This is a genomic window from Sphingobacterium haloxyli (assembly GCF_002980525.1).
In the GTDB taxonomy this organism is placed as follows: domain Bacteria; phylum Bacteroidota; class Bacteroidia; order Sphingobacteriales; family Sphingobacteriaceae; genus Sphingobacterium; species Sphingobacterium haloxyli.
In genome coordinates this window covers 15,891-39,603 of the sequence record NZ_PVBQ01000017.1, presented here as the reverse complement: position 1 = coordinate 39,603, position 23,713 = coordinate 15,891, and the positions used below count along the sequence as shown (strand labels likewise).

Here is a 23,713-nt window from a genome sequence, read left to right as displayed (position 1 = left end):
GATAAGGAAAATTAACGCCCGATTAAACTACACAAGAATTGAGTAAGGATTGAATTGTTCTTTTCTTTTCCGAAACCCAACTACTTTGCTTTATTTGTTACCATGATAGATAGCAAAAAGCACAATATACACGATACGGAAAGGACTATTAACAATAGTCGGTATGTTGGGAGAATTGTGCTAGCGATCGTCATAACGATGCTGGTAGTGATCGTTCTCCGTATTCTTGTCTTTGCCTCCTTTCGCATTCCTTCGTTCTCTATGGAACCTACACTGTTTGCGGGAGATTTTATATTGGTTAACAAGCTGATTCCGGGGCCGAGAATAGATTTTCTAGGGAGTAGTAAGGACGGGCGGCCTTTCCGCTTGACCGGATATCGAGCGATAAAGAGAAATCAAGTGTTGGTCTTTAATGATCCGTACTACAAATCCAAACAGATTGTAAAAAATTGGAATGTATATCATGTCAAACGTTGTGTTGGGATACCAGGAGATACCCTAGTGATACATAACGGCGCTTACTATCTCAACGGCCAACTGAATAAGTTCGGTGACGGAATTTATGCGAATGATGGGCAACGGGCTTTGTACATGTCGCCAAGGGCATATGCGCCAAAGATGTTTAAAGCACTCGGTTGGACGATTGACGACTTTGGACCGATCTATATTCCGAGGAAAGGAGACATAATAACGCTAGACACCGCCAATATAAACCTTTACCGACGGATAATCGAATATGAAACCGGAAAGAAGTTGATCGAAATAGATGGCGGCATATTTTCACTGGACGGGCATGCAAGCCGACAGTACCAATTTGATAGGAACTACTATTTCATGGTAGGAGACAACGCAATGGACTCCAAAGACTCTCGATATTGGGGGTTGCTGCCCGAAGATCATATAGTGGGCAAAGTAGATTATATTTGGAAGTCTAAAGATCTGGGGACGAATACCTATAGATTTGAGCGATTTTTTAAACCCGTTGAATGATATTGTTTTGATAAGAACGGAATTTTGGAAGATTAAGATAAACCCAATGACGAAGATACTCAACGTGTTTGTTGCCGTAATTTTCACCACTGCGCTTTTCGGTCAAACGAGCGAAGGTAGTCAGCGAATCAAACATTCAAATGAGCAGCGAGAGAAAGAAGCGTTGAAATGGGTGCATACTGAACTGATGAAAGCCCAAAATTCTGCGGTTTTGGCATCGTATACTAGCAAAGATTTTTTTAGGAAGGATTCTGTACGTATTGTAGGCTATATTAAGGGCTACGACATCGGGTTGGGCTTTTCAAGCGGTATGATTTACCATTCCAATCTTTTCACGCGCGAGGATTTGCCTGTTACGGCCCGAATTTATGAAAATGGCACTTTTGAATTCTCCTATGAAGCACTTTATCCTGAGATCTCCTCTATAATTTTTGATGATCAGGCCTTTGAGTTTTATATCGAACCTGGGCATACCTTAGGATTGTTATTAGATTGGGAAGATTTTTTGCAAAAGGATCATCACGGAAAAAATATTTACACACGGCATCCTATGCAATATTTAGGCGATTTAGGGAAATTCAATGAACGTCTATTTGCGATAGATTCACGTAGACCAGATTATAAAGAATTACTAGATCGTCAGAAAAAGATGGCCCCGACCAAATTTAAAAGTACTTGGTTAAACCAATGGAAAACCGAGTCCATACTTTTAGATTCAGTTTTGTTGGCTTACAAGGCGGAAGCGAAACTTTCATCGCTGATTAAAGCACAGTTGGATATGGTTTATGCCAGTTATTTTTTTGAATACGCTCGTGATCGAGATTATTATAGTAAGCAGGATACAGCGAATCAGGTACTGAAGATGCCGCTCCCTGACGATTACTATGATTTTGTCACCGCGATAGACTTTAATAATCAAGCCTATTTAGCCTCTTACGATTTTTCAGTTTTTATTAACCATTATGAGTCTGCAAACCCGTTTCGCGTCCGACCGTCATTCACTGATTCGACATTGACCCAGCCAGAGGGTTTAACTAAAAGAGGGTTGATAAATGACATTGCGTTAGGGAGACACATGGCGGTTATGCTTAATCAACTCCCCGATTTAGGGAAAAAGCTTATAGAAAACCAACATATCGACCATTCTATTGTTGCTAACGGTATAAAGAACTACGCCGATTATCTCGAAATTCGAAGGGCAGGTTACGAGTTGCCCGATACCGATGCTGCACAGGTTTTTAAAAATATATCGGATGAATATAAAGGTAAGGTACTGATCGTCGATTTTTGGGCAGAGTGGTGCGCGCCTTGTCGATCAAGGATTGAAACCCATTACATGGATCGCGAACAATACGCCGATCACCCAGATTTTGCTTTTCTTTTTGTGACAGATGAGAGCACCAGTGAACAATTCTATGAAGAATATACAGTAAAACAAAAAATGGTCAATTCATACCGGGTGAGCAACGACGACTACCTGGCTTTGCGCGAGCTATTCCGTTTCAATGGAATTCCACATTATATCCTAGTCGGTGCAGAAGGAAAAATACTAGACGATAACTATTCGATGCGTAATTGGAAGTCTGATTTTGTCAAACGTTTTCCGGATAAATTTAAGCGGGAGGACTTTTTAGACAATATATCCGCGCAAGAATTGCGTCAGAATTGAGTTGTCCGTTTCTTTCTTAAAATCGAGGTGCTTTGCTTTATTTGTTTTATGATGAAACAAGTAAGCACAATCCTTTAAACCCGTGGAATGAAGATACAGGAACCGCGGATACATTGGATAAATTACGTTTGCCTGCTACCGTTTATAGCACTGATAGGAAATGCGCTTATTGCAGATGATTGGCAGACACATACCGGTATTGGAAAAAATATAGGTTTTTATATAGTAATAGCATTCATCCCGTTAGTCACCGCATTATCGTTTTGGAATAACAGACAAAGCGTTAAATTCCATGCGGCCGACTATTTTATACTGTCTTGGCTGATAATTGCTTTTGGTCTTTCCTATCTATACTTCCAAGCCATAAACAATAAAATGGCAACGTTGGTATTGCTTGGGATATTATACTATTGTTTCCGCATTTTTTTGGTTCAAAATCAGATTAATCTGTATATGCTAATGCTTACCCTGATGTTAGTTGGGGGAATAGAAGCGTTGTGGGGTTTATTGCAATTGTACGGTTTTACATCCGCACGACATGCTTTATATACTGTATCGGGCTCCTTCTTCAATCCCGGTCCTTACGCGGGCTTTCTTGCGGTAATCTTGCCTGTTTCTCTCTTTTATCTATGTTCGGACAAGGAAGCACTGGCAAAGCATCGACAACGCAGCACTATTTTATTAAAAATCCGCTGGGCTGTCGGACTGTTAACCTGCATCGTAATCCTATTGATCCTACCGACTACGATGAGCAGAGCCGCTTGGATGGCAGCGACCATAGGATGCGCAGCCGTGCTTGGGGGATACTATCGGTGTTTTATCAAACAAAAAAAAGAAAAGCGACGCACCATTGGAAGGAAAATAGGACAGACAATCGTGTTTCTAACCATCATCTGCGTAGCAGTTGCTGGTCTCTATCATTTGAAAAAGGATTCTGCGGATGGGCGTGCGTTGATCTGGAAGTTGAGCATGGAAATGGCCTCAAGAACTTGGTTTGGAGAAGGATTGGGACGTTTCAGCGGAGGTTATGGAAACGCACAGAAAGTGTATTTCGAATCTGGAAGAGGGACAGCAAGGGAAGAATGGTTGGCGGGGGAGCCCGAATACGCTTTTAACGAATTTGCACAAATTGCGGCAGAGCAGGGGTACGTTCCATTGGCGCTGTTTTTGCTCACCCTCGCGTTTGCTTTCATAACCGGTATCCGCCATCGCCGATTCATGGCGGTCGGCGGACTGGCGTCTCTCTTGGTCTTTGCCCTATTTTCCTACCCCTTTAGTTTGATTCCTTTTTTGATTGTATTTATTTTCTTTCTGGCAAGCTGTATATCGACGCGTTATATCACAATCGATCTAGCCGCGAATCCCATCGCCTTGGAGGTTCGTAGACAATGGAATAGGTATGCGGTCATAGCAGTTCTTCTTTTAGCAACGATGTACTCCGTCCGAACTATTTATCAACGACACCCAGTGTATACCGCACATAAAACCTGGGGGCAGAGCCAGCTACATTACCAAGCAGGAATGTATGAACACGTAGTCGAAGATTACAGCGTTATATATCCTTTTATGCGCGATCAACCACATTTTCTTTTTGAATACGGGCGCAGTCTGTACATGACAGGAGCATATGAAGAAAGCATCCATGTGCTTTTTGATGGCACGGCCATCAGTGCGGATCCAATGTTTCGGATATTGATCGGCCGTAATAGACAGCGACAGGAAAAATATAGCCAAGCAGAGGCACACTATCGCTACGCAGCAAATCAGGTACCTAACCGCCTTTATCCGTATTATTTGCTGGTGAAATTATATGACGAAATGGGAGAACATGAAAAAGCGTATAACATGGCGGTAGAGGTTGTCAATAAAGAAGTGAAAATAAATTCGCCTGCGGTTGAAGAGATGAAAGCAGCAATGCGAAAGCGTATCGAAGAGGACAATAAAGAATTAGTAAATCATCATGTATCGATTGAGCAATAAACCGTTACCGATATGCAAAAGTATGACGAGGTTTCGGGCACACCTTTGGAGTTTGTGCGCGCTTACAGCGCTACTGGGAAGCGCTTGCAGGAGCGGCAATGAAACGTCACGGGAAGATGACGAACATGTGCAGGCGTTGTTGCCGAGTGAAACAGCAGAGATTAAAGCTTTCCGGCTAGAGGAACAAGAATTTAAGCATGAGCTGATTTCGAACGGTATTGTTGTGGCCGCGCAAAAAGCCGATCTATATTTTGAGGAAGCACATATCGTTGAAGATATTTTCGTCAAAAACGGACAGCGTGTCGAGAAGGGGCAGAAAATTGCACAGCTGGCGCAATTTAAATTAGAGAACGCCCTCAAACAAGCCTCGGATAATCTAGAAAAAGCAAAACTGGAATTGCAGGACGTGCTCATCAGTCAAGGATTTATGTTGGCAGACTCCTTAAAGGTTCCGCAAGAGATCATGAAGATTGCCAAGATAAAAAGTAATTATGAGCATAGTATGATCCAATACGAGCTAGCGGACTATAGCCTGTCACATACGGTACTATATGCGCCTTATGATGGTGTAATTGCGAATCTGTCCGCAAAGAAATATAATAAACCACCTAGCAACGAACCTTTTTGTACGGTTATCGCCAATGAAGCCATGGACGCCCGGTTTACGGTGTTGGAAAGCGAACTTCCGCTGATCCGGCAAGGTGATCGCGTGGAATTATCTCCTTTTTCCCTTCAAAACTATCATGCATCCGCCGTAATAGATGAAATTAATCCGCTAGTCGATGAAAATGGAATGGTCACGGTGAAGGCTCGTATCCGCGGTACATCGAAAGACTTGTACGAGGGTATGAATATCCGGGTACGTGTAGAGCGTTCTGCAGGAAAACAATTAATCGTGCCAAAAGGGGCGCTGGTATTGCGGAACAATAGAAAGGTCGTTTTTACGGCCAAAGATAATCAGGCACACTGGAATTATGTACAGACAGGTCTAGAGAATTCCAAAGGCTATGTGATCACAGAGGGATTGCATGCAGGTGACAGCGTGATCTATGAGGGGAATCTTAATCTGGCGCATGAAACGCCTGTAAAGGTGGCCCATTAAAGTATGTACATATGATCAAATACCTCATCAATCGACCGATAGCCGTATTTATGGCCTTTCTGGCGTTCTTTATACTGGGCGTGATCACCTATCTGCATATCCCCATCTCGCTGTTGCCAAATATCCCCATCCCGGAAATCACGGTGCAGATATCCGGCAAGAATATGTCGGCACAGGCACTCGAGAATACGATGGTGTCCCCTATACGGCGACAGTTGCTGCAAGTATCCCATATCCGTGATATCCACAGTGAAGCACATAACGGACATGCCATCATTCGGTTGAATTTTTCCTATGGTCAGAATACCGATTTGGCCTTTATTGAGGTAAATGAAAAGATTGATGCAGCCATGAACCATATTCCCCGAGAGATCGAACGTCCACGCGTGGTTAAAGCAAGTGCGACCGACATCCCCGTGTTTTTTCTCCACCTCACCTTAAACGAAGAAAAGCTGGGAAATAGGAAGGATGACGAACAAGGTTTCTTGGTGATGAGCGAATTGGCCAATACGGTTATCAAAAAGCGGATAGAGCAACTGCCGGAGGTAGCCATGGTCGATATCACAGGAATAGCAGACAAGCAGATTCTGGTTACACCAAAACAACAGATGTTGGAAATTACCGGGATTACACTATCGGATATTTCATCAGCACTAGAGGACAACAATATAGAACCCGGAGCAACGCAAGTTAAGGATGGGCATTATGCCTATAACATTAATTTTTCTTCCGTAGTGCGTACACTTGAGGATATCCAAGAGCTCTATATCCGGAAGAATGGGCGGATTTTTCAATTGCAGGATATCGCAGACATGGAGGTGGTGTCCCAGCAGGAGAAAGGAGTTGCGTTATACAATGGTCATCGGGCCGTTAGTATGGGCATTATCAAGCAAGACAATGAAAACATGTCCAATCTGCAGGAAGCTTTGGAAAGTACAATAGGAAGCCTCAAACGCACCTATCCGGAGATACAATTTTCGACGACCCAAAACCAAACGGAATTATTGGATTATACGATTGTTAATTTACAGCAAAATCTCATTCTTGCCTTTGTTTTTGTCTGTTTGGTGTCTATCTTTTTTATGCGAGACGTACGCTCCCCGTTGATCATTGGCATCAGTATGTTCGTTTCCCTGATCATCAGTCTCTTGTTTTTTTATCTCTGTAATATTTCGCTGAACATTGTTTCCTTAACAGGTCTGATACTGGCGCTGGGCATGATGATCGATAATTCCATAATCGTTACCGACAATATCGGCCAGTATCGTTTAAGCGGTTCGGGCATTGATGAGGCCTGCATCAAGGGGACAAACGAGGTCATCCTGCCGATGCTCAGTTCATCGTTTACGACGATTGCCGTCTTTGTGCCCTTAATTTTTATGAGCGGTATTGCGGGAGCATTATTTTTTGATCAGGCTTTTTCCGTGACTGTAGGGTTGCTGGTTTCTTATCTTACGGGGATATTGTTGCTCCCGGTACTGTACAAACTCATCTATGGTGTGCGGATACCGGGACGACGATCACCTAAACCGGTAAGCGTAAGCGGTCAGGGGAGGAGAAATAAGCCCGCCCCCGAGCGGATATACCATCGTATAGCAGACTGGGTATTTTCGCATAAGGCAATCACGGTGTTGTTGATATTGGCAATATTCCCGTTAAGCGTATGGCTATTTTTTATTATCCCGAAGGAAAAAATGCCCGAGATAAGCCAACATGAACTCCTGGTGAAGATAGAATGGAATGAAAATATCCATCTGGAAGAAAATCAGAAACGGTCGAAAGCGCTTATAGAACACATACAATCTCAGGTAACGGTCACTTCTGCGCTTATCGGACAGCAACAATTTTTATTGAACAGTGAACGCGAACATACCGTATCCGAAAGTGAAATATACATGCAGGCAGCCGAGCAGGCAGCCATCAACGGGCTTCAGGATAGCATCACGCGTTATCTGGAGCAAGATTTTCCACAAGCGATTTTGGCCTTTATGCCGACGGGAAGCATCTTTGAGCGGATTTTTGCAACTGCCGAACCGGATCTTCGCCTCGAATATTACCCCAGAAATCAGGTCGATATGCCGGGGCAGGATTCTATTATCGCCTGGCAAAGCCGTATCCATGCTTCAACCGGGTATCCCTCCCGAAGTGTGCCGTTCCAGAAGCAGATGGACATTCAGATCGACCACGAAAAACTACTGCTGTATAATGTACCCTACCATTTGGTCAACCAATCGTTGAAAACGGGCTTTAAGGAAGAAGAGATTACCACACTCCGGTCCTATCAGCAGTACCTTCCTGTTGTACTGGGGAAGGAGTGTTCCGACGTGCGCGAAACGATCCAAAACACGCTACTCTATATACCGGGATCACAACGGGAAGATCCAGCTCGTAACGTACCGTTAAAGGAGTTTGTCAACATCGAAATGACAGAGGGGATGAAATACATCACAGCCGGTCGTAACGGTGAGTTCATACCCTTTGAATTGTACGATGTGGCGCATCCAGAAGAAACATGGAAAAAGTTGCAGGACCAGGTCCGACCAAACAATGAGCGGGATATAGGCTTTTCAGGCGCATTTTTTTTCAACCAAAAGATGCTGGATGAGTTGCTGGTCATTCTGTTGGTATCGATTATGTTGATGTATTTTATCCTGGCGGCACAGTTTGAAAGCTTTGTCCAGCCCTTGATTGTGTTAATGGAAATCCCGATAGCCATAGCGGCGGCTTTGGGTTTGTTGATGGTTTTCGGGTATAGTCTTAACCTGATGTCGGCTATCGGTATCATCGTGACCAGTGGCATCATCATCAATGACAGCATTCTGAAATTGGATATCATGAACCAGCTCCGCAAGCAAGGTGGAGATTTAATGGTGGCGATTCATGAAGCGGGACGCAGGAGGCTCAATGCCATCCTAATGACCAGTATGACAACCATTGTGTGTATGCTCCCGCTATTGTTCAGCAACGATATGGGATCAGAGCTGGAAAAACCATTAGCCGTAGCAACCATTGGCGGCATGTTGATAGGAACACCAATCAGTCTTTTTGTAGTGCCATTGGTGTATTGGTTTGTTTACCGTAAGAAAGCCGTAAAAATATAAACATATGGGGAAGTATCTTTTTATTCTTTTGATCGTTGTAGGATGGTATGATGCGGCGAGGGCACAGGCCAACAAGACTCGACAGCTGACACTCCAAGAGAGTATTGATATGGCTAGTGATAGTTCGTTACAGTCGTTTAGAGTGAAAAATCTTTATCTCGCGAATTACTGGCAATACCGGTCGTTTAAGGCCGGTCGACTGCCTTCGCTGAATCTGAATCTTGTGCCTGTACAATACAATAGAGAGTTCACCAAGCGCTACGATCCAGACAATAATATTGATGTTTACCGTGTACAGCAATCCTTTTATACATCCGGGAATATTTCTATTAATCAGAATCTAGATTGGACCGGAGGTACTTTTTTTATTGATTCGGAAATAGGGTACTTTCGAAATTTTAGCGAGGGAGGTTTTTCGCAGTATTCCAGTGTCCCCTTACGGATCGGGTATGTTCAGAATTTGATGGGCTTTAATTCCTTTAAATGGGAAAAAAAGGTGGAACCATTGAAATACGAAAAGGCAAAAAAGCAATACTTATACGAACGGGAAGAGATAGCGGAGGCAGTAATCGAGCTTTTTTTTGGGTTGGCCATGGCGCAGGCTGAGTTTGAAATGGCCAGGGACAACGTCAACTCTTCGGATACCTTGTTCCTTATGGGGCAAGAACGGCTTAAGATTGCTGCTATATCGCAGGCCGATATGCTGACCTTAAAATTGGATGCCGTAAACGCCCGAAATACGTTGAAGAACAGCGAAATTGAGCTACAGAGGGCGACATTTAGCCTGAGTAATTATCTGAATATGGATAAACGTGAGGAGCTAGCCGTCGTTTTGCCCGAACGGCCAATGCATATCAATATTCCCGTCGAACAGGCATTATTGCTGGCCGCAAAAAACAACCCAGACTATTTGGCTAACCGTCAAGAAATCATGGAGGCAGAAAGAGAAGTAGAACGTACGCAGCGGGAGGCCGCCTTTCAAGCTAGTTTATCTGCAAGTGCCGGTTTCAATCAAGTCGATCCGACCTTTGCCGGGGCTTACAGAAACCCCCTGCAACAGAACCTTGTGAGTATCGGCCTAACAATCCCTATCCTAGATTGGGGCGTTAGAAAAGGTAAAGTCAATATGGCGCGTAATAATCTTAATATAGCGAAGATATCCACGCAGCAGCGCGAGCAAAGTTTGGAACAGGATATTATGGTTACGGTCAGCGATTTTGGCGTACAGCAAGATATGATAAACAGTGCCGAAGAGGCGTTAGAACTGGGGTTAGCCGCTTTTCAAGCTACAAAGCAACGATTTATCATTGGTAAATCAGATATCAATAGCTTAACGTTATCCCTCAATCGGCAGAAAGATGCACAGAAAAACTATATTGCCGCGCTGAAAAACTACTGGACATGCTATTTCAGAATCCGGAAACTAACCTTATACGATTTTAATTCAGGCGAATCGCTGTCCTACATTTTTGATAACATGCACATGTAAACAGATGGGGAAACAGCAAACAATATCATCCTTCTCCGTTATCTTGGTATTTGCCTGCCTGTCGTTGATTGGACTGGCTTTAGTGCCGCTACTACCCATTAAACTAGCGCCATCACAGACATTGCCGAATATTGGCGTGCACTTCTCCATGTATGGCAGCTCGCCCAGAACGGTAGAGCTCGAAGCTACGTCGCGATTAGAGGCTATGCTGAACCGTATAGATGGTATAAAGAAGATCAGCTCGAAATCCGGGAACGGGTGGGGGCGTATACAAGTCGAGTTTAACAAACATACAGATATCGATGTCGCCCGCTTTGAGATATCAACCATTATCCGGCAGACGTGGAGTATGCTGCCCGAAAATGTTTCCTACCCCTCCATTTCGCAGAGCAAGGCAGATAAAAATGCCAATAAGTCGATATTGGCCTATACCATTAACGCGCCAGCGGCTCCCTACGAAATACAGGACTTTGCAGAGAAAAGTATAAAGTCCCAACTCGCACTGATCGAAGGGGTCTATCAAGTGGACGTGCGGGGAGCTGTGCCGATGGTGTGGCGTTTGGAATATGATGCCGATGTCTTAAGGAAATATGATGTGACCGTGCGGGAAATACAGCGAACATTGTCGGAAGTCACCCAGGTTGAATTTCTCGATATGGCGATGGTCGAAACACCTTCCCGAAAGAAGGAGTGGATACAGATCACAGCACGTTCAGCACATACATCCATATCCGATGCTTTTATGCACATCGGTGTTCGCAGAGGAGACGGGACGATCATCCCCTTGGAAAAACTGCTGCGCGTGAATCGTGTTGAGGAACAGGCACAAAGCTATTTTCGTATAAATGGATTGAATTCGATCTACCTAACCATTGTGGCAGATGAATGGAGCAACCAATTGGCATTGGGAAAAAAGATAAAACAGGAGCTTAACGATGTCAGAAAAATGTTGCCCGCCGGATATGAATTACACCTCAACTATGATGCAACGGAGTTTATCCAAAAAGAACTCGACAAGATTTATTTTAGAACAAGTTTGACGTTAGCCATTTTGCTATCGTTTATGTTATTGACCTACCGTAATTTAAAGTATGTGTTGCTCACGGTCATATCGCTGTTCAGCAATTTGACCATAGCGGCAATATTATATTATTTATTGGAACTGGAAATCCAGCTGTACTCTTTAGCCGGGATTACCATTTCTCTCACCCTGATTATAGACAATACCATCGTCATGGCCGAGCATATCACCCGTAAAAATAATCTTCGGGCATTTATGTCTATTATGGCGGCTACGGTGACGACAATAGGTACATTAACTGTTGTTTTTCTGATGGATGAGCGTGTCCGATTGAACCTGTTTGATTTCGCGATGGTGATGATGGTCAATCTGGGGATCTCGTTGTTTATTGCCTTGTTTTTGGTGCCCGCATTGTTGGATAAACTTAAATTAGAGCGACCCAAGCAAAAGGCTGGCGACCAACCCATAATACGCCGTCGGAAGAGACTAAGGTTTTCGATTTATTTTTATCGGTATTACGGGGTTTTATGCCGGTTTTTGTATCGTTGGCGGGCTATCGTCATTGCGTTACTGATTTTGGCTTTCGGTTTGCCGGTATTTCTTCTCCCCGAAAAAATAGAAAAAGATACAAAATGGGCGAGCTGGTATAACGGTACACTAGGTAGTGCGTTCTATAAGGAAACGGTAGCACCCTATGTCAACTATACATTCGGGGGAACATTGCGTTTGTTTGTCCAGAAAGTAAAGCACGGTACTTATTTTACCGATCGAGAAGAAACAAGCTTACAAGTGAATGCTTCATTGCCGAGTAATTCGACCATAGAAGAGATGAATGGATTGGTACAGCAGATGGAAAGCTACATCAGTCAATTTCCGGAAGTTAGGCAATTTCAAACGGATATACACAGTGCCCAACAAGCCAGTATCAGTATTCAGTTTGTAGAAGAACATGCCAATGGTGGTTTTCCATACCTGTTGAAATCTCGGCTCATTACCAAGTCTTTGGAGCTCGGGGGAGGCAGTTGGGGTGTTTATGGGCTTGGTGATGGATTTAGTAATGATGTTCGAGAGGGGGCCGGATCTTATCGGGTGGAAATGTTCGGATATAATTATGACGAATTATTGCACTGGGCCGAACAATTCAAACAAAAATTGTTGGAACACCGACGTATCCGCGAGGTATTTGTCAATGCGGAATTCAGCTGGTTCAAAGATGATTATGAAGAATTTGCATTTATCCTTAAAAAAGATCGGCTGATCGAGGAAAATATACAACCCTATCAGCTTTATGAACAATTGAACACGGTACTTGGAAATAGAATAAACGCCGGAAACCTCCCTACTCCTGAGGGCAGTATAGATCGTGTGTTTTTACATGCGAAGCAAGCAGACGATTATGCTATTTGGGATATGCTGCATATCCCCATCCATATCAACGATCATGATTACAAATTATCTGAACTGGCGAGTATCGACAAAATGCAGATGCCAAAGGAAGTGGGAAAGGTTAATCAGCAATTTCGTTTATGCCTACAATACGAATACATCGGAGCACATGAGCAAGGAAGAAAGGTGCAGGAACACAATATAGAAGAGTTTGCCGAAGGGCTGCCATTAGGTTATACAATAAAAGATGCTAACCCTAGGTATGGAGGGAATAACAAGAAACAGGATTATTTCTTGTTGATCTATGTTTTTATCGTTATCTATCTCGTTTGTTCTGTTTTATTCAATTCCTTTAGAAAGCCTTTATATATCGTATTTGTTATCCCGATCTCTTTCATCGGGATATTCCTGTCTTTTTATTTTTTTTCCATCGAGTTCGACCAGGGCGGATATGCTTCCTTTATTCTTTTGGCGGCATTGACTATAAATGCGAATATTTACATTGTCGAAGAATACAGTCATCTGGTTAGCGTCCGGTCGGGGCTATCGCCGTTACGCGCATATCTCAAGGCCTGCCAAGCGAAGATAAGGCCAATATTGTTGACAGTCTTATCAACAATACTGGGGTTCGTTCCTTTTTTGATCGGCGACGGCAAAGAGGCCTTTTGGTTTCCGCTTGCTGTCGGCACGATGGGAGGATTGACCATATCTACCGTCGCTACGCTCTTGTTTTTACCGCTTTTTATGGGGGTAGGCAAGGGCGGTACGAAAATAGATTGATCTGTGTGTTTTATAGACCAAAAGACGATCGAAAGCAATCTCGCTGCGCAGGCGGAGCAAGCGTACAATCTCATTTTGAAGCATATAAATAAATCGGTCGTGGTTGAGGGGGCGTATACCAATAGCCGCTGGCGGTGCCCTGTGATAGCAGTTCGTGAGGCGATTTGGAATGCCGTGGTGCACCGCGATTATGCTCTTATACCACTTTAAAACCCTCCCCACTAATATATCCAATATTTACACCTGATGCAGAATGAAAATCCGTTTGCGCTGATTGGTACAGTCAACAATAATTCCATTTCTCCCCCAATACTCCCACAAAATTCGTAAATTTAGCCATCAAGCCGTTTTTGAAGCACACCATGACAGATATCGAACAACTCTTGCAGCAGATCAGGAACTTTCGCGACGCCCGCGACTGGCAGCAGTTCCACAATTCCAAAGACCTCGCCGTAGCCCTCAGTATAGAAGCCTCCGAGCTGCTGGAACTATTTCTTTGGAAAGGCAACGAAGAAGCCGATCCCGAAAAGCTGAAAGAAGAACTGGCGGATGTGCTGATGTACGCCCTTTTACTGGCCGACAAGCATGGACTCGATATCCAGCAGATCATCGAAGACAAGATAAAACGCAACAACGAGAAATACCCGGTTGATAAAGCGAAAGGCACCGCAAAAAAATACGACGAATTATGAAACTATACGCCGGGTCACCAACCGAGTTTATACAATTAAATATCCAAAATAAACTGGCCGATATACTCCGCGAGCAATTCTTGCTGCAATTCGGATACAATCCCTCGCAGAACGAAGTCATGTCGTGGCGCAACTCGCTGTTCCGCCTTTCCGATATACTCGAACGCCAGAACCTGAGCGAACAGGGCGTTATGGTCGAGTATAAACTCCCCCTTAGCGCCAAACGGATCGATGTGGTTATCTATGGGCATGAGACGGAGCGGTATTTCAGGAGTAGGGTGAGGAGGTGATTTGATTTTTCTTTATTCCACATCCGAAGAGGAGGGGCCTGGAAATGTTATATTTAATTGATCAAAAAGAGCGCGAACCTTTTTTCGCCAACTCGATCGAGCAATGGGCCAACCTTTCTGACCTTTTACAATATCAACTCTATTTTGTGAATGGTGAGGCCTTGATTTACTACCTTGTATATTTCCCTCGTCAAACTTCAATAAAGTTAAAGGATGATCTAATGGATTTGTCTCTCCGTCGAGATCAAAAATAGTACGATGATACTCTGCTGAAAATAGAGAACGTTTTCTTTCAAGCTGATCAAAAAGGTATGTCAATGGGAATTTTTCCGAAAGAAGGTCAAGATCATAAATGTCTTTTTGAGTAGCTCGGTTTGCGGCCGACATCATCTTAAATAATGCTATATCCAGTTCCGATATAAATTTAATACCATCTATATCCTCTATACTATCGAGCATTTTCATGTTTTGAAGCACCTCTACCTTAATCGTTTCTCCATCGCATATAATAAAAAAACGAAGGAAAATATACTGGTCGTCTATATCACAGGGAAATTGTAGGCCAAACACACGTGCACCATACAATTTCTGGACTTCCTCCTTGACTCTTTCATAACCTGCTTTTCCGATGATATGAGGGAAAAAGATATCGATGTCAGTGGATATCCGATGATGGTATCGGATAGCTAAGTTCGTGCCACCACCCAGAGCAGAGCCATCGAAACTTTCTAAAGATTGTAATTCACGAATGGTCTCTAATAGAATTGGAGAAACAGCAGACATTATTGATAACGTAAAAATTGCCTAACATGATAACGACGAGCAACAAGTTTACAGACCTCATTACTAATACGCTCTTTTGTTTTTCGCAATTCTCTAACAATTTGCATTTTACTGTAAAGCTGCTCCAAGGGTTGGATATCTTTCACAAAAGTTTCTTCCGTTGTGGCCATTAGCGCCCTAGGGATAATAAAATCCTTGTCATCCTGAATATCTAAATTCTTTGGATCGACATCCCAAAATAAATGTTTGGGAAAGATTTGCGATATATCCTTTATTACGCTCATTTATACAAATTTACAGGATAATGGAAACAAAAGAAAATAAATTAAAATAAATTTGGATAGAAACCATCTATTTAATGGACTTAAGATTACCTTTTGTAACGAGATAAGACCTAATTTAGATACATATTGTACTTAAATAGTCCGTCATATTAAGTAGGATGCCAGGCCGCATATGCGTTTTCTTCATCGACGATTATCAAGCCGTGCGAAAAGGCGAGATTGGCTCATCCAGCTTTATCCGTATGCAGGCCGAACAGATGGGTTGTACCGTTTACGAGTACAATCTGGAATCTCAGTTTCGCAATGGTGATTATATACGGCCTTGGAATGCGGACGAGAATACCAAAGGTATGCGCCGTGGTATTCCCAAATCACATTTACATATGGGGGCATTCGTGTGGACTGTCGGATCGTACGTTGCTCAATATGATCTTCGAACACGATAATTGTGCCGGCATCAAGATCTTTTATCATCAGAAAGAGGATGGAAGGGACAATTTTGAAGAAATTACCCAGAATATTGCGCGTCATTTCAAGGATAAAGTCAATGTGCGTAACAGAGTATTTAATAAGACGCATTGCGTAGCTTTGCCGCAGGTGAGACAATTAAACGATTTTCTTAGCCGTCAAATCATAGCATGAATCAACCAGATTATGTATATTAGCCTATGCAATTATTCACCCAAGCGAAAAACACATTATCTACCTTAAAGGAGAAGCCTTTTAAGCTCAAGAAAGATATGCAACTGCTTTTCGAATCTAGTCTTAAAACTATTACCGGACTTCAATTGATCAAATCGGAGTTCATTATTAAAGGTCAACGTTTTGATACCGTAGCATATGATCCGGATAGCAAAGCATTTATTTCACTTATTGCTTTTATTAATAATTAGGGATTGATGATGAAAGACAAGCAACTAAATCTTTTTGAGGACGATGAATTTTCTGTTTTTTCTCTGGTCAATGACGAATTTCTTCCCGATGAATACTTTGAGGTAGAATACAAGTCTGGGTAAAATGGTTTTCCAAAAGAACTTTGGAAAACATATTCTGCATTTGCCAATACCAATACTGGAATTATAGTCATCGGCGTCAAAGAAAAAAAAGGCATCCTAGAGATAGAAGGCCTTTTGGACGAGCAAATCCTTTCTTACAATAAACATTTTTGGGATGACTGTAATAACCCGAATACTATCAGTCGTAATCTCTTAAATAATGATGATCTGCGCGTTGTTAAGAGTAAAGGGCGTAATTTGTTGGCTATCCGTGTGCCATTTGCTTCTAGAACTGAAAGACCTGTTTACCTCACTAGAAATCCTCTCGGAAATACCTACAAGCGCAATCACGAGGGAGACTGCCGCTGTACGGACGATGAAGTGAAACGTATGCTAGCTGACTCCAGTGCGGAGCTCAAAAGAGATAGTCTTATCTTAGAGCATTATACCATTGAAGATTTAGATCCAAGAACCATAAAGCAATTTAGGCAATTGTTTTCTTCTTCTCAGTCAAATCACCCATGGCACGCATTGGAGGATATAGAATTGTTGAAGAAACTCGGGGCCTATAGGACGGATCGAAAAACAAAGATAGAGGGAGTTACCTTAGCTGGGCTTTTGATGTTTGGCAAGGAAGATAGCATAAAAGATCAGGATGCCCTGCCGGATTATTTCCCCGATTTCAGAGAACATCTCACCACTGACGAAAAGATAAGGTGGACAGATCGAATCTATCCCGACGGTACTTGGGAATGTAACTTATTGCAGTTCTATCTGAAGGTCTGGCCCAAGCTGTCTTCCACCTTGCCTAAACCTTTCCAATTGGATAAAGATGAACGAGTAGACGAAACGCCTACACATACTGCCTTACGGGAAGCATTTGTCAATGCATTGGTTCACACAGACTACTCGTTGAGCGGCAATATTACCATCGAGCTTGACACAGAAAGTTTGCATTCTCCAACCCAGGAACTTTATTGGTGTCGCTGCACCAATATTATTCCGGCGGTGTGAGTGAATGTAGAAACCCGGCTTTGCAAAAAATGTTTATACTTCTACAAGGGTTGACACCTTTTCGAAACGTCCTGACAGTAAGTATGATAGCGGGGTAGAGGGTGGAGAATATTCAACTAAGGTTGACACCTCAAAGGTTGACACCTCAAAGGTTGACACCTCCATATCAAAGAAAGTAAACCGTTTATCAAAATCCGATCTCGAGCAAGCGATCATGCGCGCGTGCAAGCAAGATTATGTAAAGATGGATGAGGTTGCAAAGATTATCGGAAAATCTGTAGATTATCTGAAAAACAAGATATTTCCTAAGATGATTTCAGAAGGAAAACTGGAAAAGCGTTTTCCGTATACCCATAATCATCCTGAACAGGGATACAAAACCAGTGAGGACTATGCAGATGAATTGTAGTGTTTGTGAGTACAGATTATTGTTTTAGAAACTTATTATTTATGGAAGAAGGATATGTCAAAGTGTCTTTTTATTAAATTTGATCATGGCTAAATTTAGAAGAAAATCCACAAATTTTGACGGAAATGTAGTAGGAACAGGTTCAAATAAACAAATGACCATTAAAATTGATTTTGAATTTCAGTACGAAGGGGATCCTACAAAATATTTAAAAGAAAACGGAGATATTGATTTTCAAAAGATACTACATCCATTTGTAAAGGTTCTCAACGAAGCTGAATTTGTCGAAGATAAATAAAGCCACCCGTTGGAGTGGCTTTTTTAATTATGATCCAAACTTTGTACTTTAAGTGTGACAGTTCAAAAAAGAGAAAATCGAGATTAAAGACCTACCATTTTGCAAAAGTGAACAGATATAAAATGCAGAAAGTTACTTAAATATTACCGGATGAGTATAACGTATTCGTACATTTCTCTCTTTCATAGAGGCTGGAATCCATCTTTCCATTTTTTGCAATACACGTTTAGCTTCTGCGTCATAAAGTTTACCGGCACTTTCAAGTACCTTGATCTCCGTTACATAGCCATCAGTTCCTATTACATACTCCAGTAACACCTTTCCCTTATTTTTTGGTGCTTTTTTTGTGTCAGGATATATTATTTCTTTTTTTATCATTGTATTAATCCCTTCCACACCATCCGGATACATTGGTGGAATAAGCTTATTATTTTCGTCTGGACTATTATTTGGAAAATTACCTCTTACCGGCTGATAATTATATTTGGAAATAAATTCGCTGGTTGGCCATTCCTGCCCAAATCCGAATGCCACACAATTCCATAGGAGACAGATTAAGATTGTGATTTTCATTTATTTAAAGTTAATATAAATTGATGATGATTGATTCAAACGTTCACCTGGGTAGTTACACTTTCCAGTCTTACATAGTTCCAGCCTTCTTTGGCAACTTGGTTTATTAGTTTTTCCAACTGTTCGGCAACATGATTAGAGGTGCGCTTTTGTGGTCTATCAATGCGACAACTGGTACTACCTTGTATTCCATAATATTAATTTTGATTAGGTTTAAAATTTATCCAAACAGTAATCTTACTGTTTACTTGTATAACGTTTTCTAAAACTAGATAATAAACCGAATAAAAGCAACGTTTTTTGGAGTTTTATTACAATATTTATAAGTCTATGGACAGTACATAAAATTCGCCCGAAAAGAATGGGCGAGAACATATAGCTACCAAGCAAGCTCCTTGGTAACAAGAAAACTTAGAGCCAATTGAAAACGAGAGATTATACTTGATTACACGGATACAAAAAAAGCTTTTATAAAACTGATTAACGAACTGAAAGAATTTCCCGTCAAACTAGACACGCTATCGAACAAATTTAAAACTCAAAATTTATCAAAAATAATGATTTGGGGGAACAATTATAAAGTATAGAAATAAGACAAAAAGTCACCCCATCTTCCGCCTCGGCAGCCCAATCTCGTGCGCCTGCGGATAAGGCTTGCGATGCGTCATGCTCACATCCTCACGGATCTGCTGATGAATCTTGTACTGGTTATCGCGGTCGTGGCTGTACCGCGGATCCGGGATAAAAGGCAACTTAGCCATCTTGTGGATCGTCAAGGTAGGGAAGTGGTAATCCACCTCCACCGTGCCGAGCAATAAGTAGCAGCCACCGCCCCTGAAAGGATAGCGCTCCAAGCAGTCCGGAAAATGCGCTGTATCAAAATAATCACCGTTCACATCGATCCACGTCCCAAAGTACATCACGCCCCGTTTTGTCGGGACATGCTTCCGTGAAATCAGATAAGCCAGCATACGGACCTCCTTCTTGTGGCAGTTCACCAGATCAGCCGCCATCACATCCCCCCGGAAGGCTGTTTGCAGCAGATCAAAAGGCGAGCAGGAAACCGGAAAGCCCAGCAGTTCGATCTCATCAAAAGCATCCTCGAAGTAAGAGCGCTCCAGCTTGGGGAGCGACCATTCCTTGGCCGGTTCCTGCAACAAGAGCGGCATGCGCTGCTCCGGCTTAAAATTCACGAGTAGCAGCCTCGCCTGCACCAGCAGTTCACTTTTCGGTTTGCCCGTAAAACGGAAAGCCCCGATAAAAATGAGCAGCTGCACCCCTTCGATGCCGATCGGTATACGGCGCACAAAATCCTCCAGCGACACAAAATCACCGTTGCGCTCACGCTCTTCTACAATACCCTCCGCCAGCCTGCCCTCCAGCCCCTGCAGGAGCATCAAGCCTAGGTACACATCCGTTCCGTATAAGGTAGTCTCATACCCACTTTTATTGATACAAGGATTTAAGATATGCGCGCCCGACATGCGCGCCTCATGCACATACACCTCCGTACGGTAGAAACCGCCCTGGTTATTGATCACCGCCACCATAAATTCCAGCGGATAATGCACTTTCAAGTAAAGACTCTGGTAACTCTCCACCGCATAAGAAGCCGAATGCGCCTTACAGAACGAATAGCCCGCGAACGATTCGATCTGCCGGTACACCTCGCGGCTCAGCTCCTCCGAATGCCCAAGGCGTGCGCAAGACGCAAAAAAGTTATCCTTCACCCGTTGCAAGGCCGAGAGCGACCGGCCCTTTCCGCTCATCGCCCGCCGCAGGATATCCCCATCGGCCGCCGACAGACCACCAAAATGCATCGCGACCTTGATCACATCCTCCTGGTACACCATAATGCCATACGTATCGCCCAGATGCTCCTCGAAAACCTCGTGGAAATATTCAAAACGATCCGGGTAGTTATGCCGGAATATATACTCCTTCATCATGCCCGATTGCGCCACCCCCGGGCGGATGATGGAGGAAGCCGCCACCAGCGTAGGATAGTTGTCGCACTTCAAGCGGCGCAGCAGCCCACGCATCGCCGGCGACTCGATGTAGAAGCAACCGATGGTCTGGCCTAGGCCCAAAAACTCGTTACACCGCTTTTCACCCTTGGAGAGCGTCGTATCCCGTATATCCACCTGTATCCCCCGGTTTTTCCTGATCAGCTTCACCGCGTCATTGATACTACCCAAACCCCGCTGGCTCAAGATATCGAACTTCTCAAAACCGATGTCCTCCGCCACGTGCATATCAAACTGCACGATGCGGAAACCCTTGGGTGGCATTTCCAGTGCGGTGTAATCCGTTATCGGCGCCTCCGATATCAGGATCCCACAAGCATGCATACTCCGCTGGTTCGGAAACTTTTCGAGCATCTTACCATACTTATGTACAGCCACCACCACCGCGTTGTCATCGTGCAACTCCATCGGCTGGGTGGCCAGCCCATCCAGCTCCTCCTTCGGCAGGCCAAATACCTTGCCCACCTCCCGGAATATCGAGCGGTACTTAAATTCTACGTTCGTACCGCAGAACGCCACATGCTCCTTTCCATAGCGGTCAAAGATATATTGTAATATCACGTCCCGTTCCTGCCAGCTCCAGTCGATATCAAAATCAGGCGGCGTCTTGCGGTTCAGGTTCAGGAAGCGCTCAAAATACAGATCGAGCTCCAACGGGCATATATCCGTAATGCCCAGACAATATGCCACAATGCTGTTCGCCCCGCTGCCCCGGCCCACGTGCATAAAGCCCATGCTGTTGCTGTAGCGCACGATATCCCACGTAATCAAGAAATAACCACTGAATCCCAGCTCATCGATTACCCGTAGCTCCTTGTCCACCCGTTCGCGGGCAGGCCGGTTTTTCTCCCCATAGCGCTTTTTCAAGCCCGCGTAAGCCAAGCCCGTCAGCAGCTTAATATCACCCTCCCGGTTTCCCGTATAATGCCTTTTGTTCTTGGGCGTGGCGAAATCAAATTCAAAATTACAAGCTTCCATTATCCGTGCCGTATTGGCCACGATCTGCGGGTAATCCCCGTATATTTCCAGCAGCTCCCCGGCAGGCCGCATATATTCATCCACCCGGCAGCAATCCTCTTCCGACAACCGGGACAGCACTACGTTCAGGTCAATAGCCCGTAAGATACGGTGCAGGTTATGCTCCCGCTTGCCCGATACCGTGACGGGGTTTAGCGCCACCATACGTGGCAACAACCTTTTCCACTTTTCCTGTACCAGCAGGTTCAGTTCGCTGGGGCGGATGCCGATATATTCATCCTCGCCTAGCTGCTGCGGCACGTTGGAAAGCGGATAGATTATGATCGCGTCGCCAAAAGCCGGAGCCTGATCGGGCAGGGGCGTACCCTCGCAGTTGCGCGCCGTGAGCAGGCGGCATAGCTCGCCGATACCCCGTTGCGTTTTCGCCAGGCCGATGTAGCGCAGCCGGTTTCCTTCGCGAAATTCCATGCCCACCACAGGCTTTATCCCTTCCTTGCGGCATATTTTGGCAAAATCATAGATACCCGTCACGGTATTGATGTCCGTCAGGGCCAGCGAAGTTACCCCACAGGCAAGCGCCTGCTGCACCAGTGTTTCCAGCGGAAGCGTTCCGTAGCGCAGGCTGTGGTAGGAGTGGCAGTTCAGGTACATGCTCAGACCTCCTCCCTACGTAACCCCCTGAATCCCGACGCCCGGCCCACTTTATCCACGCCAAAGCGGTTTTTGATGCGGTCCATCGCCTGGTAGAGCGCCACCATTTCCTGCGTATCCTCAAAGATGTCGATCTGCAGACTGCCCCGCACCAGATTCGTCAGCCGCACACCGATCAGCCGGATGCGCATGCGCCTGTTGTACAGTTTGTCGAATAGCTCCATCACGCAGCGCGACAGCGTATGGTCCGCCGAAGTATACGGGATGCGGCACTGCTTGGTCTCTGTGTCGAAATTAGCATAGCGTATTTTCACCACCACGGTAGAGGTCAGCCACTGCTCGCTGCGCAGCTGATAGGCGAGTTTTTCCACCATACCGCTGATTACGCTGCGCAGCTTGGCCAAGTCGATCGTATCCTGGCCAAACGTATGCTCGGTCGAAATCGATTTGCGTTCGGTGTACGGTTCTACAGGCGTATAGTCTATACCATTGGCTTTTTTCCAGAGATCGACACCATTCTTGCCGATCATCTGCTGCAATACTTCCATCGGCATATCCGCTAGCGTATGTATCTGCCGGATGCCTATACGCGAGAGCAGCTGGAAGGTAGCATCGCCCACCATGGGTATCTTTTTGATCGATAGCGGGTTCAGAAATGGGCGTACCATCCCTGCGCTGATCTCCTTTTTACCGAGAGGCTTTGCTTCGCCTGTACCAATCTTGGCCACGGTCTTGTTTACCGAGAGCGCAAAGCTGATCGGTAAACCCGTATGGTGGGTAATGGCTTGGGAAAGTTCCTCCGTCCACTTATAGGCGCCAAAAAACCGGTCCATACCCGTGATGTCGAGGTAGTGCTCATCAATGCTTGCCTTCTCTACCACCGGTGCTTTTTCTTCGATCACCTCCGTCACCATATGTGAAAGCTTGGAATATCGTTCCATATCGCCCTTCATTACTTTGGCCTCCGGGCAGAGCCGCAACGCCATCTTGATCGGCATGGCCGAGTGCACACCATAGTAGCGTGCCTCATAGGAGCAGGAGGCTACCACACCACGTTCGCCACCACCGACGATGATCGGTATTCCCTTCAGCTTGTCGTTGTTCAAGCGCTCGCAGGACACGAAAAACGTGTCCAGATCCATGTGTACTATTGCGCGTTCCATGCTATTCCCTCCCTGTTAAATTTTATACAAAGCTATAT

19 protein-coding genes and 1 pseudogene are annotated in these 23,713 nt (G+C 44.3%); 15 read left to right on the top strand and 5 right to left on the bottom strand.

What is annotated here, in order from left to right; all coding sequences use genetic code 11:
* Positions 1-102 precede the first annotated feature (102 nt).
* From lepB to C5745_RS20105, 10 genes are all read left to right on the top strand, one after another.
* Entirely contained in the window at positions 103-990 is an 888-nt protein-coding gene (gene lepB / locus C5745_RS16950) for a signal peptidase I (protein WP_105718205.1), read from the top strand.
* A 46-nt stretch (positions 991-1,036) separates the two neighbouring features.
* Positions 1,037-2,659 (top strand): TlpA family protein disulfide reductase, encoded by a 1,623-nt coding sequence (locus C5745_RS16945; protein ID WP_133166370.1) that lies wholly within the window; start codon positions 1,037-1,039, stop codon positions 2,657-2,659.
* 87 nt (positions 2,660-2,746) lie between these two features.
* A complete protein-coding gene (locus C5745_RS16940) occupies positions 2,747-4,639 on the top strand; it encodes an O-antigen ligase family protein (protein WP_105718203.1) in 1,893 nt (630 codons plus the stop codon).
* Between the two features lie 22 nt (positions 4,640-4,661).
* Entirely contained in the window at positions 4,662-5,741 is a 1,080-nt protein-coding gene (locus C5745_RS16935; RefSeq protein WP_105718261.1) for an efflux RND transporter periplasmic adaptor subunit, read from the top strand.
* Between the two features lie 11 nt (positions 5,742-5,752).
* Positions 5,753-8,842 (top strand): efflux RND transporter permease subunit, encoded by a 3,090-nt coding sequence (locus tag C5745_RS16930; RefSeq protein WP_105718202.1) that lies wholly within the window; start codon positions 5,753-5,755, stop codon positions 8,840-8,842.
* A gap of 4 nt (positions 8,843-8,846) precedes the next feature.
* Positions 8,847-10,331, top strand: a complete 1,485-nt coding sequence (locus tag C5745_RS16925; RefSeq protein ID WP_105718201.1) for a TolC family protein — start codon at positions 8,847-8,849, stop codon at positions 10,329-10,331.
* 4 nt (positions 10,332-10,335) lie between these two features.
* On the top strand, positions 10,336-13,518 hold the full coding sequence (locus C5745_RS16920) for an efflux RND transporter permease subunit (protein WP_105718200.1): 3,183 nt from the start codon (positions 10,336-10,338) through the stop codon (positions 13,516-13,518).
* Positions 13,519-13,521: 3 nt separating this feature from the next.
* Complete coding sequence (locus tag C5745_RS20110; RefSeq protein ID WP_133166369.1) at positions 13,522-13,728, top strand: hypothetical protein; 207 nt, start codon at positions 13,522-13,524, stop codon at positions 13,726-13,728.
* 152 nt (positions 13,729-13,880) lie between these two features.
* Positions 13,881-14,210: a nucleotide pyrophosphohydrolase gene (locus tag C5745_RS16915; protein WP_105718199.1), complete on the top strand. Its 330-nt coding sequence runs from the start codon at positions 13,881-13,883 to the stop codon at positions 14,208-14,210.
* Positions 14,207-14,500 (top strand): hypothetical protein, encoded by a 294-nt coding sequence (locus C5745_RS20105; protein WP_133166368.1) that lies wholly within the window; start codon positions 14,207-14,209, stop codon positions 14,498-14,500. The genes C5745_RS16915 and C5745_RS20105 overlap by 4 nt, the downstream gene beginning before the upstream one ends.
* Before the next feature lie 12 nt (positions 14,501-14,512).
* Here the strand turns inward: C5745_RS20105 and C5745_RS16905 are convergent, their stop codons facing one another.
* Both C5745_RS16905 and C5745_RS16900 read right to left on the bottom strand, forming a co-directional pair.
* Complete coding sequence (locus C5745_RS16905) at positions 14,513-15,283, bottom strand: nucleotidyl transferase AbiEii/AbiGii toxin family protein (protein ID WP_105718197.1); 771 nt, start codon at positions 15,281-15,283, stop codon at positions 14,513-14,515.
* Positions 15,283-15,567: a DUF6922 domain-containing protein gene (locus tag C5745_RS16900; protein ID WP_105718196.1), complete on the bottom strand. Its 285-nt coding sequence runs from the start codon at positions 15,565-15,567 to the stop codon at positions 15,283-15,285. Before C5745_RS16900 ends, C5745_RS16905 begins: the two co-directional genes overlap by 1 nt.
* Before the next feature lie 158 nt (positions 15,568-15,725).
* Between C5745_RS16900 and C5745_RS16895 the strand changes: the two genes are divergently transcribed.
* The 5 genes and pseudogenes from C5745_RS16895 to C5745_RS16875 all read left to right on the top strand — a co-directional run bounded on the left by C5745_RS16895 (position 15,726) and on the right by C5745_RS16875 (position 18,283).
* Positions 15,726-16,013, top strand: a complete 288-nt coding sequence (locus C5745_RS16895) for a DNA/RNA helicase domain-containing protein (protein ID WP_105718195.1) — start codon at positions 15,726-15,728, stop codon at positions 16,011-16,013.
* Between the two features lie 222 nt (positions 16,014-16,235).
* Complete coding sequence (locus C5745_RS16885) at positions 16,236-16,460, top strand: hypothetical protein (protein ID WP_105718193.1); 225 nt, start codon at positions 16,236-16,238, stop codon at positions 16,458-16,460.
* Between the two features lie 153 nt (positions 16,461-16,613).
* A pseudogene (locus C5745_RS20510) lies at positions 16,614-17,576 on the top strand (AlbA family DNA-binding domain-containing protein); the annotation flags it as partial.
* Between the two features lie 214 nt (positions 17,577-17,790).
* Positions 17,791-17,985, top strand: coding sequence for a hypothetical protein (locus C5745_RS20505; protein ID WP_207795831.1), 195 nt, complete (start codon positions 17,791-17,793; stop codon positions 17,983-17,985).
* A gap of 85 nt (positions 17,986-18,070) precedes the next feature.
* A complete protein-coding gene (locus C5745_RS16875) occupies positions 18,071-18,283 on the top strand; it encodes a hypothetical protein (RefSeq protein ID WP_105718192.1) in 213 nt (70 codons plus the stop codon).
* A gap of 132 nt (positions 18,284-18,415) precedes the next feature.
* Here the strand turns inward: C5745_RS16875 and C5745_RS16870 are convergent, their stop codons facing one another.
* From C5745_RS16870 to dinB, 3 genes are all read right to left on the bottom strand, one after another.
* The gene (locus C5745_RS16870) at positions 18,416-18,856 is read right to left on the bottom strand and encodes an energy transducer TonB (RefSeq protein ID WP_105718191.1); all 441 of its coding nucleotides are present in this window, start codon (positions 18,854-18,856) and stop codon (positions 18,416-18,418) included.
* 602 nt (positions 18,857-19,458) lie between these two features.
* Positions 19,459-22,512 (bottom strand): DNA polymerase III subunit alpha, encoded by a 3,054-nt coding sequence (locus C5745_RS16865; protein WP_105718190.1) that lies wholly within the window; start codon positions 22,510-22,512, stop codon positions 19,459-19,461.
* Between the two features lie 2 nt (positions 22,513-22,514).
* Positions 22,515-23,675, bottom strand: a complete 1,161-nt coding sequence (gene dinB / locus C5745_RS16860) for a DNA polymerase IV (protein WP_105718189.1) — start codon at positions 23,673-23,675, stop codon at positions 22,515-22,517.
* Positions 23,676-23,713: the final 38 nt, after the last annotated feature.

Coding starts and splice junctions, on each gene's coding strand:
- C5745_RS16875 (WP_105718192.1), top strand. CDS start 18,071: ATGGCTAAATTTAGAAGAAAATCCACAAATTTTGACGGAAATGTAGTA.
- C5745_RS16915 (WP_105718199.1), top strand. CDS start 13,881: ATGACAGATATCGAACAACTCTTGCAGCAGATCAGGAACTTTCGCGAC.
- C5745_RS16895 (WP_105718195.1), top strand. CDS start 15,726: ATGCCAGGCCGCATATGCGTTTTCTTCATCGACGATTATCAAGCCGTG.
- lepB (WP_105718205.1), top strand. CDS start 103: ATGATAGATAGCAAAAAGCACAATATACACGATACGGAAAGGACTATT.
- C5745_RS20505 (WP_207795831.1), top strand. CDS start 17,791: ATGCGCGCGTGCAAGCAAGATTATGTAAAGATGGATGAGGTTGCAAAG.
- C5745_RS16920 (WP_105718200.1), top strand. CDS start 10,336: ATGGGGAAACAGCAAACAATATCATCCTTCTCCGTTATCTTGGTATTT.
- C5745_RS16925 (WP_105718201.1), top strand. CDS start 8,847: ATGGGGAAGTATCTTTTTATTCTTTTGATCGTTGTAGGATGGTATGAT.
- C5745_RS16905 (WP_105718197.1), bottom strand. CDS start 15,283: ATGTCTGCTGTTTCTCCAATTCTATTAGAGACCATTCGTGAATTACAA.
- C5745_RS16940 (WP_105718203.1), top strand. CDS start 2,747: ATGAAGATACAGGAACCGCGGATACATTGGATAAATTACGTTTGCCTG.
- C5745_RS16865 (WP_105718190.1), bottom strand. CDS start 22,512: ATGTACCTGAACTGCCACTCCTACCACAGCCTGCGCTACGGAACGCTT.
- C5745_RS16885 (WP_105718193.1), top strand. CDS start 16,236: ATGCAATTATTCACCCAAGCGAAAAACACATTATCTACCTTAAAGGAG.
- C5745_RS16935 (WP_105718261.1), top strand. CDS start 4,662: ATGACGAGGTTTCGGGCACACCTTTGGAGTTTGTGCGCGCTTACAGCG.
- C5745_RS16870 (WP_105718191.1), bottom strand. CDS start 18,856: ATGAAAATCACAATCTTAATCTGTCTCCTATGGAATTGTGTGGCATTC.
- C5745_RS16900 (WP_105718196.1), bottom strand. CDS start 15,567: ATGAGCGTAATAAAGGATATATCGCAAATCTTTCCCAAACATTTATTT.
- C5745_RS16930 (WP_105718202.1), top strand. CDS start 5,753: ATGATCAAATACCTCATCAATCGACCGATAGCCGTATTTATGGCCTTT.
- dinB (WP_105718189.1), bottom strand. CDS start 23,675: ATGGAACGCGCAATAGTACACATGGATCTGGACACGTTTTTCGTGTCC.
- C5745_RS16945 (WP_133166370.1), top strand. CDS start 1,037: ATGACGAAGATACTCAACGTGTTTGTTGCCGTAATTTTCACCACTGCG.
- C5745_RS20105 (WP_133166368.1), top strand. CDS start 14,207: ATGAAACTATACGCCGGGTCACCAACCGAGTTTATACAATTAAATATC.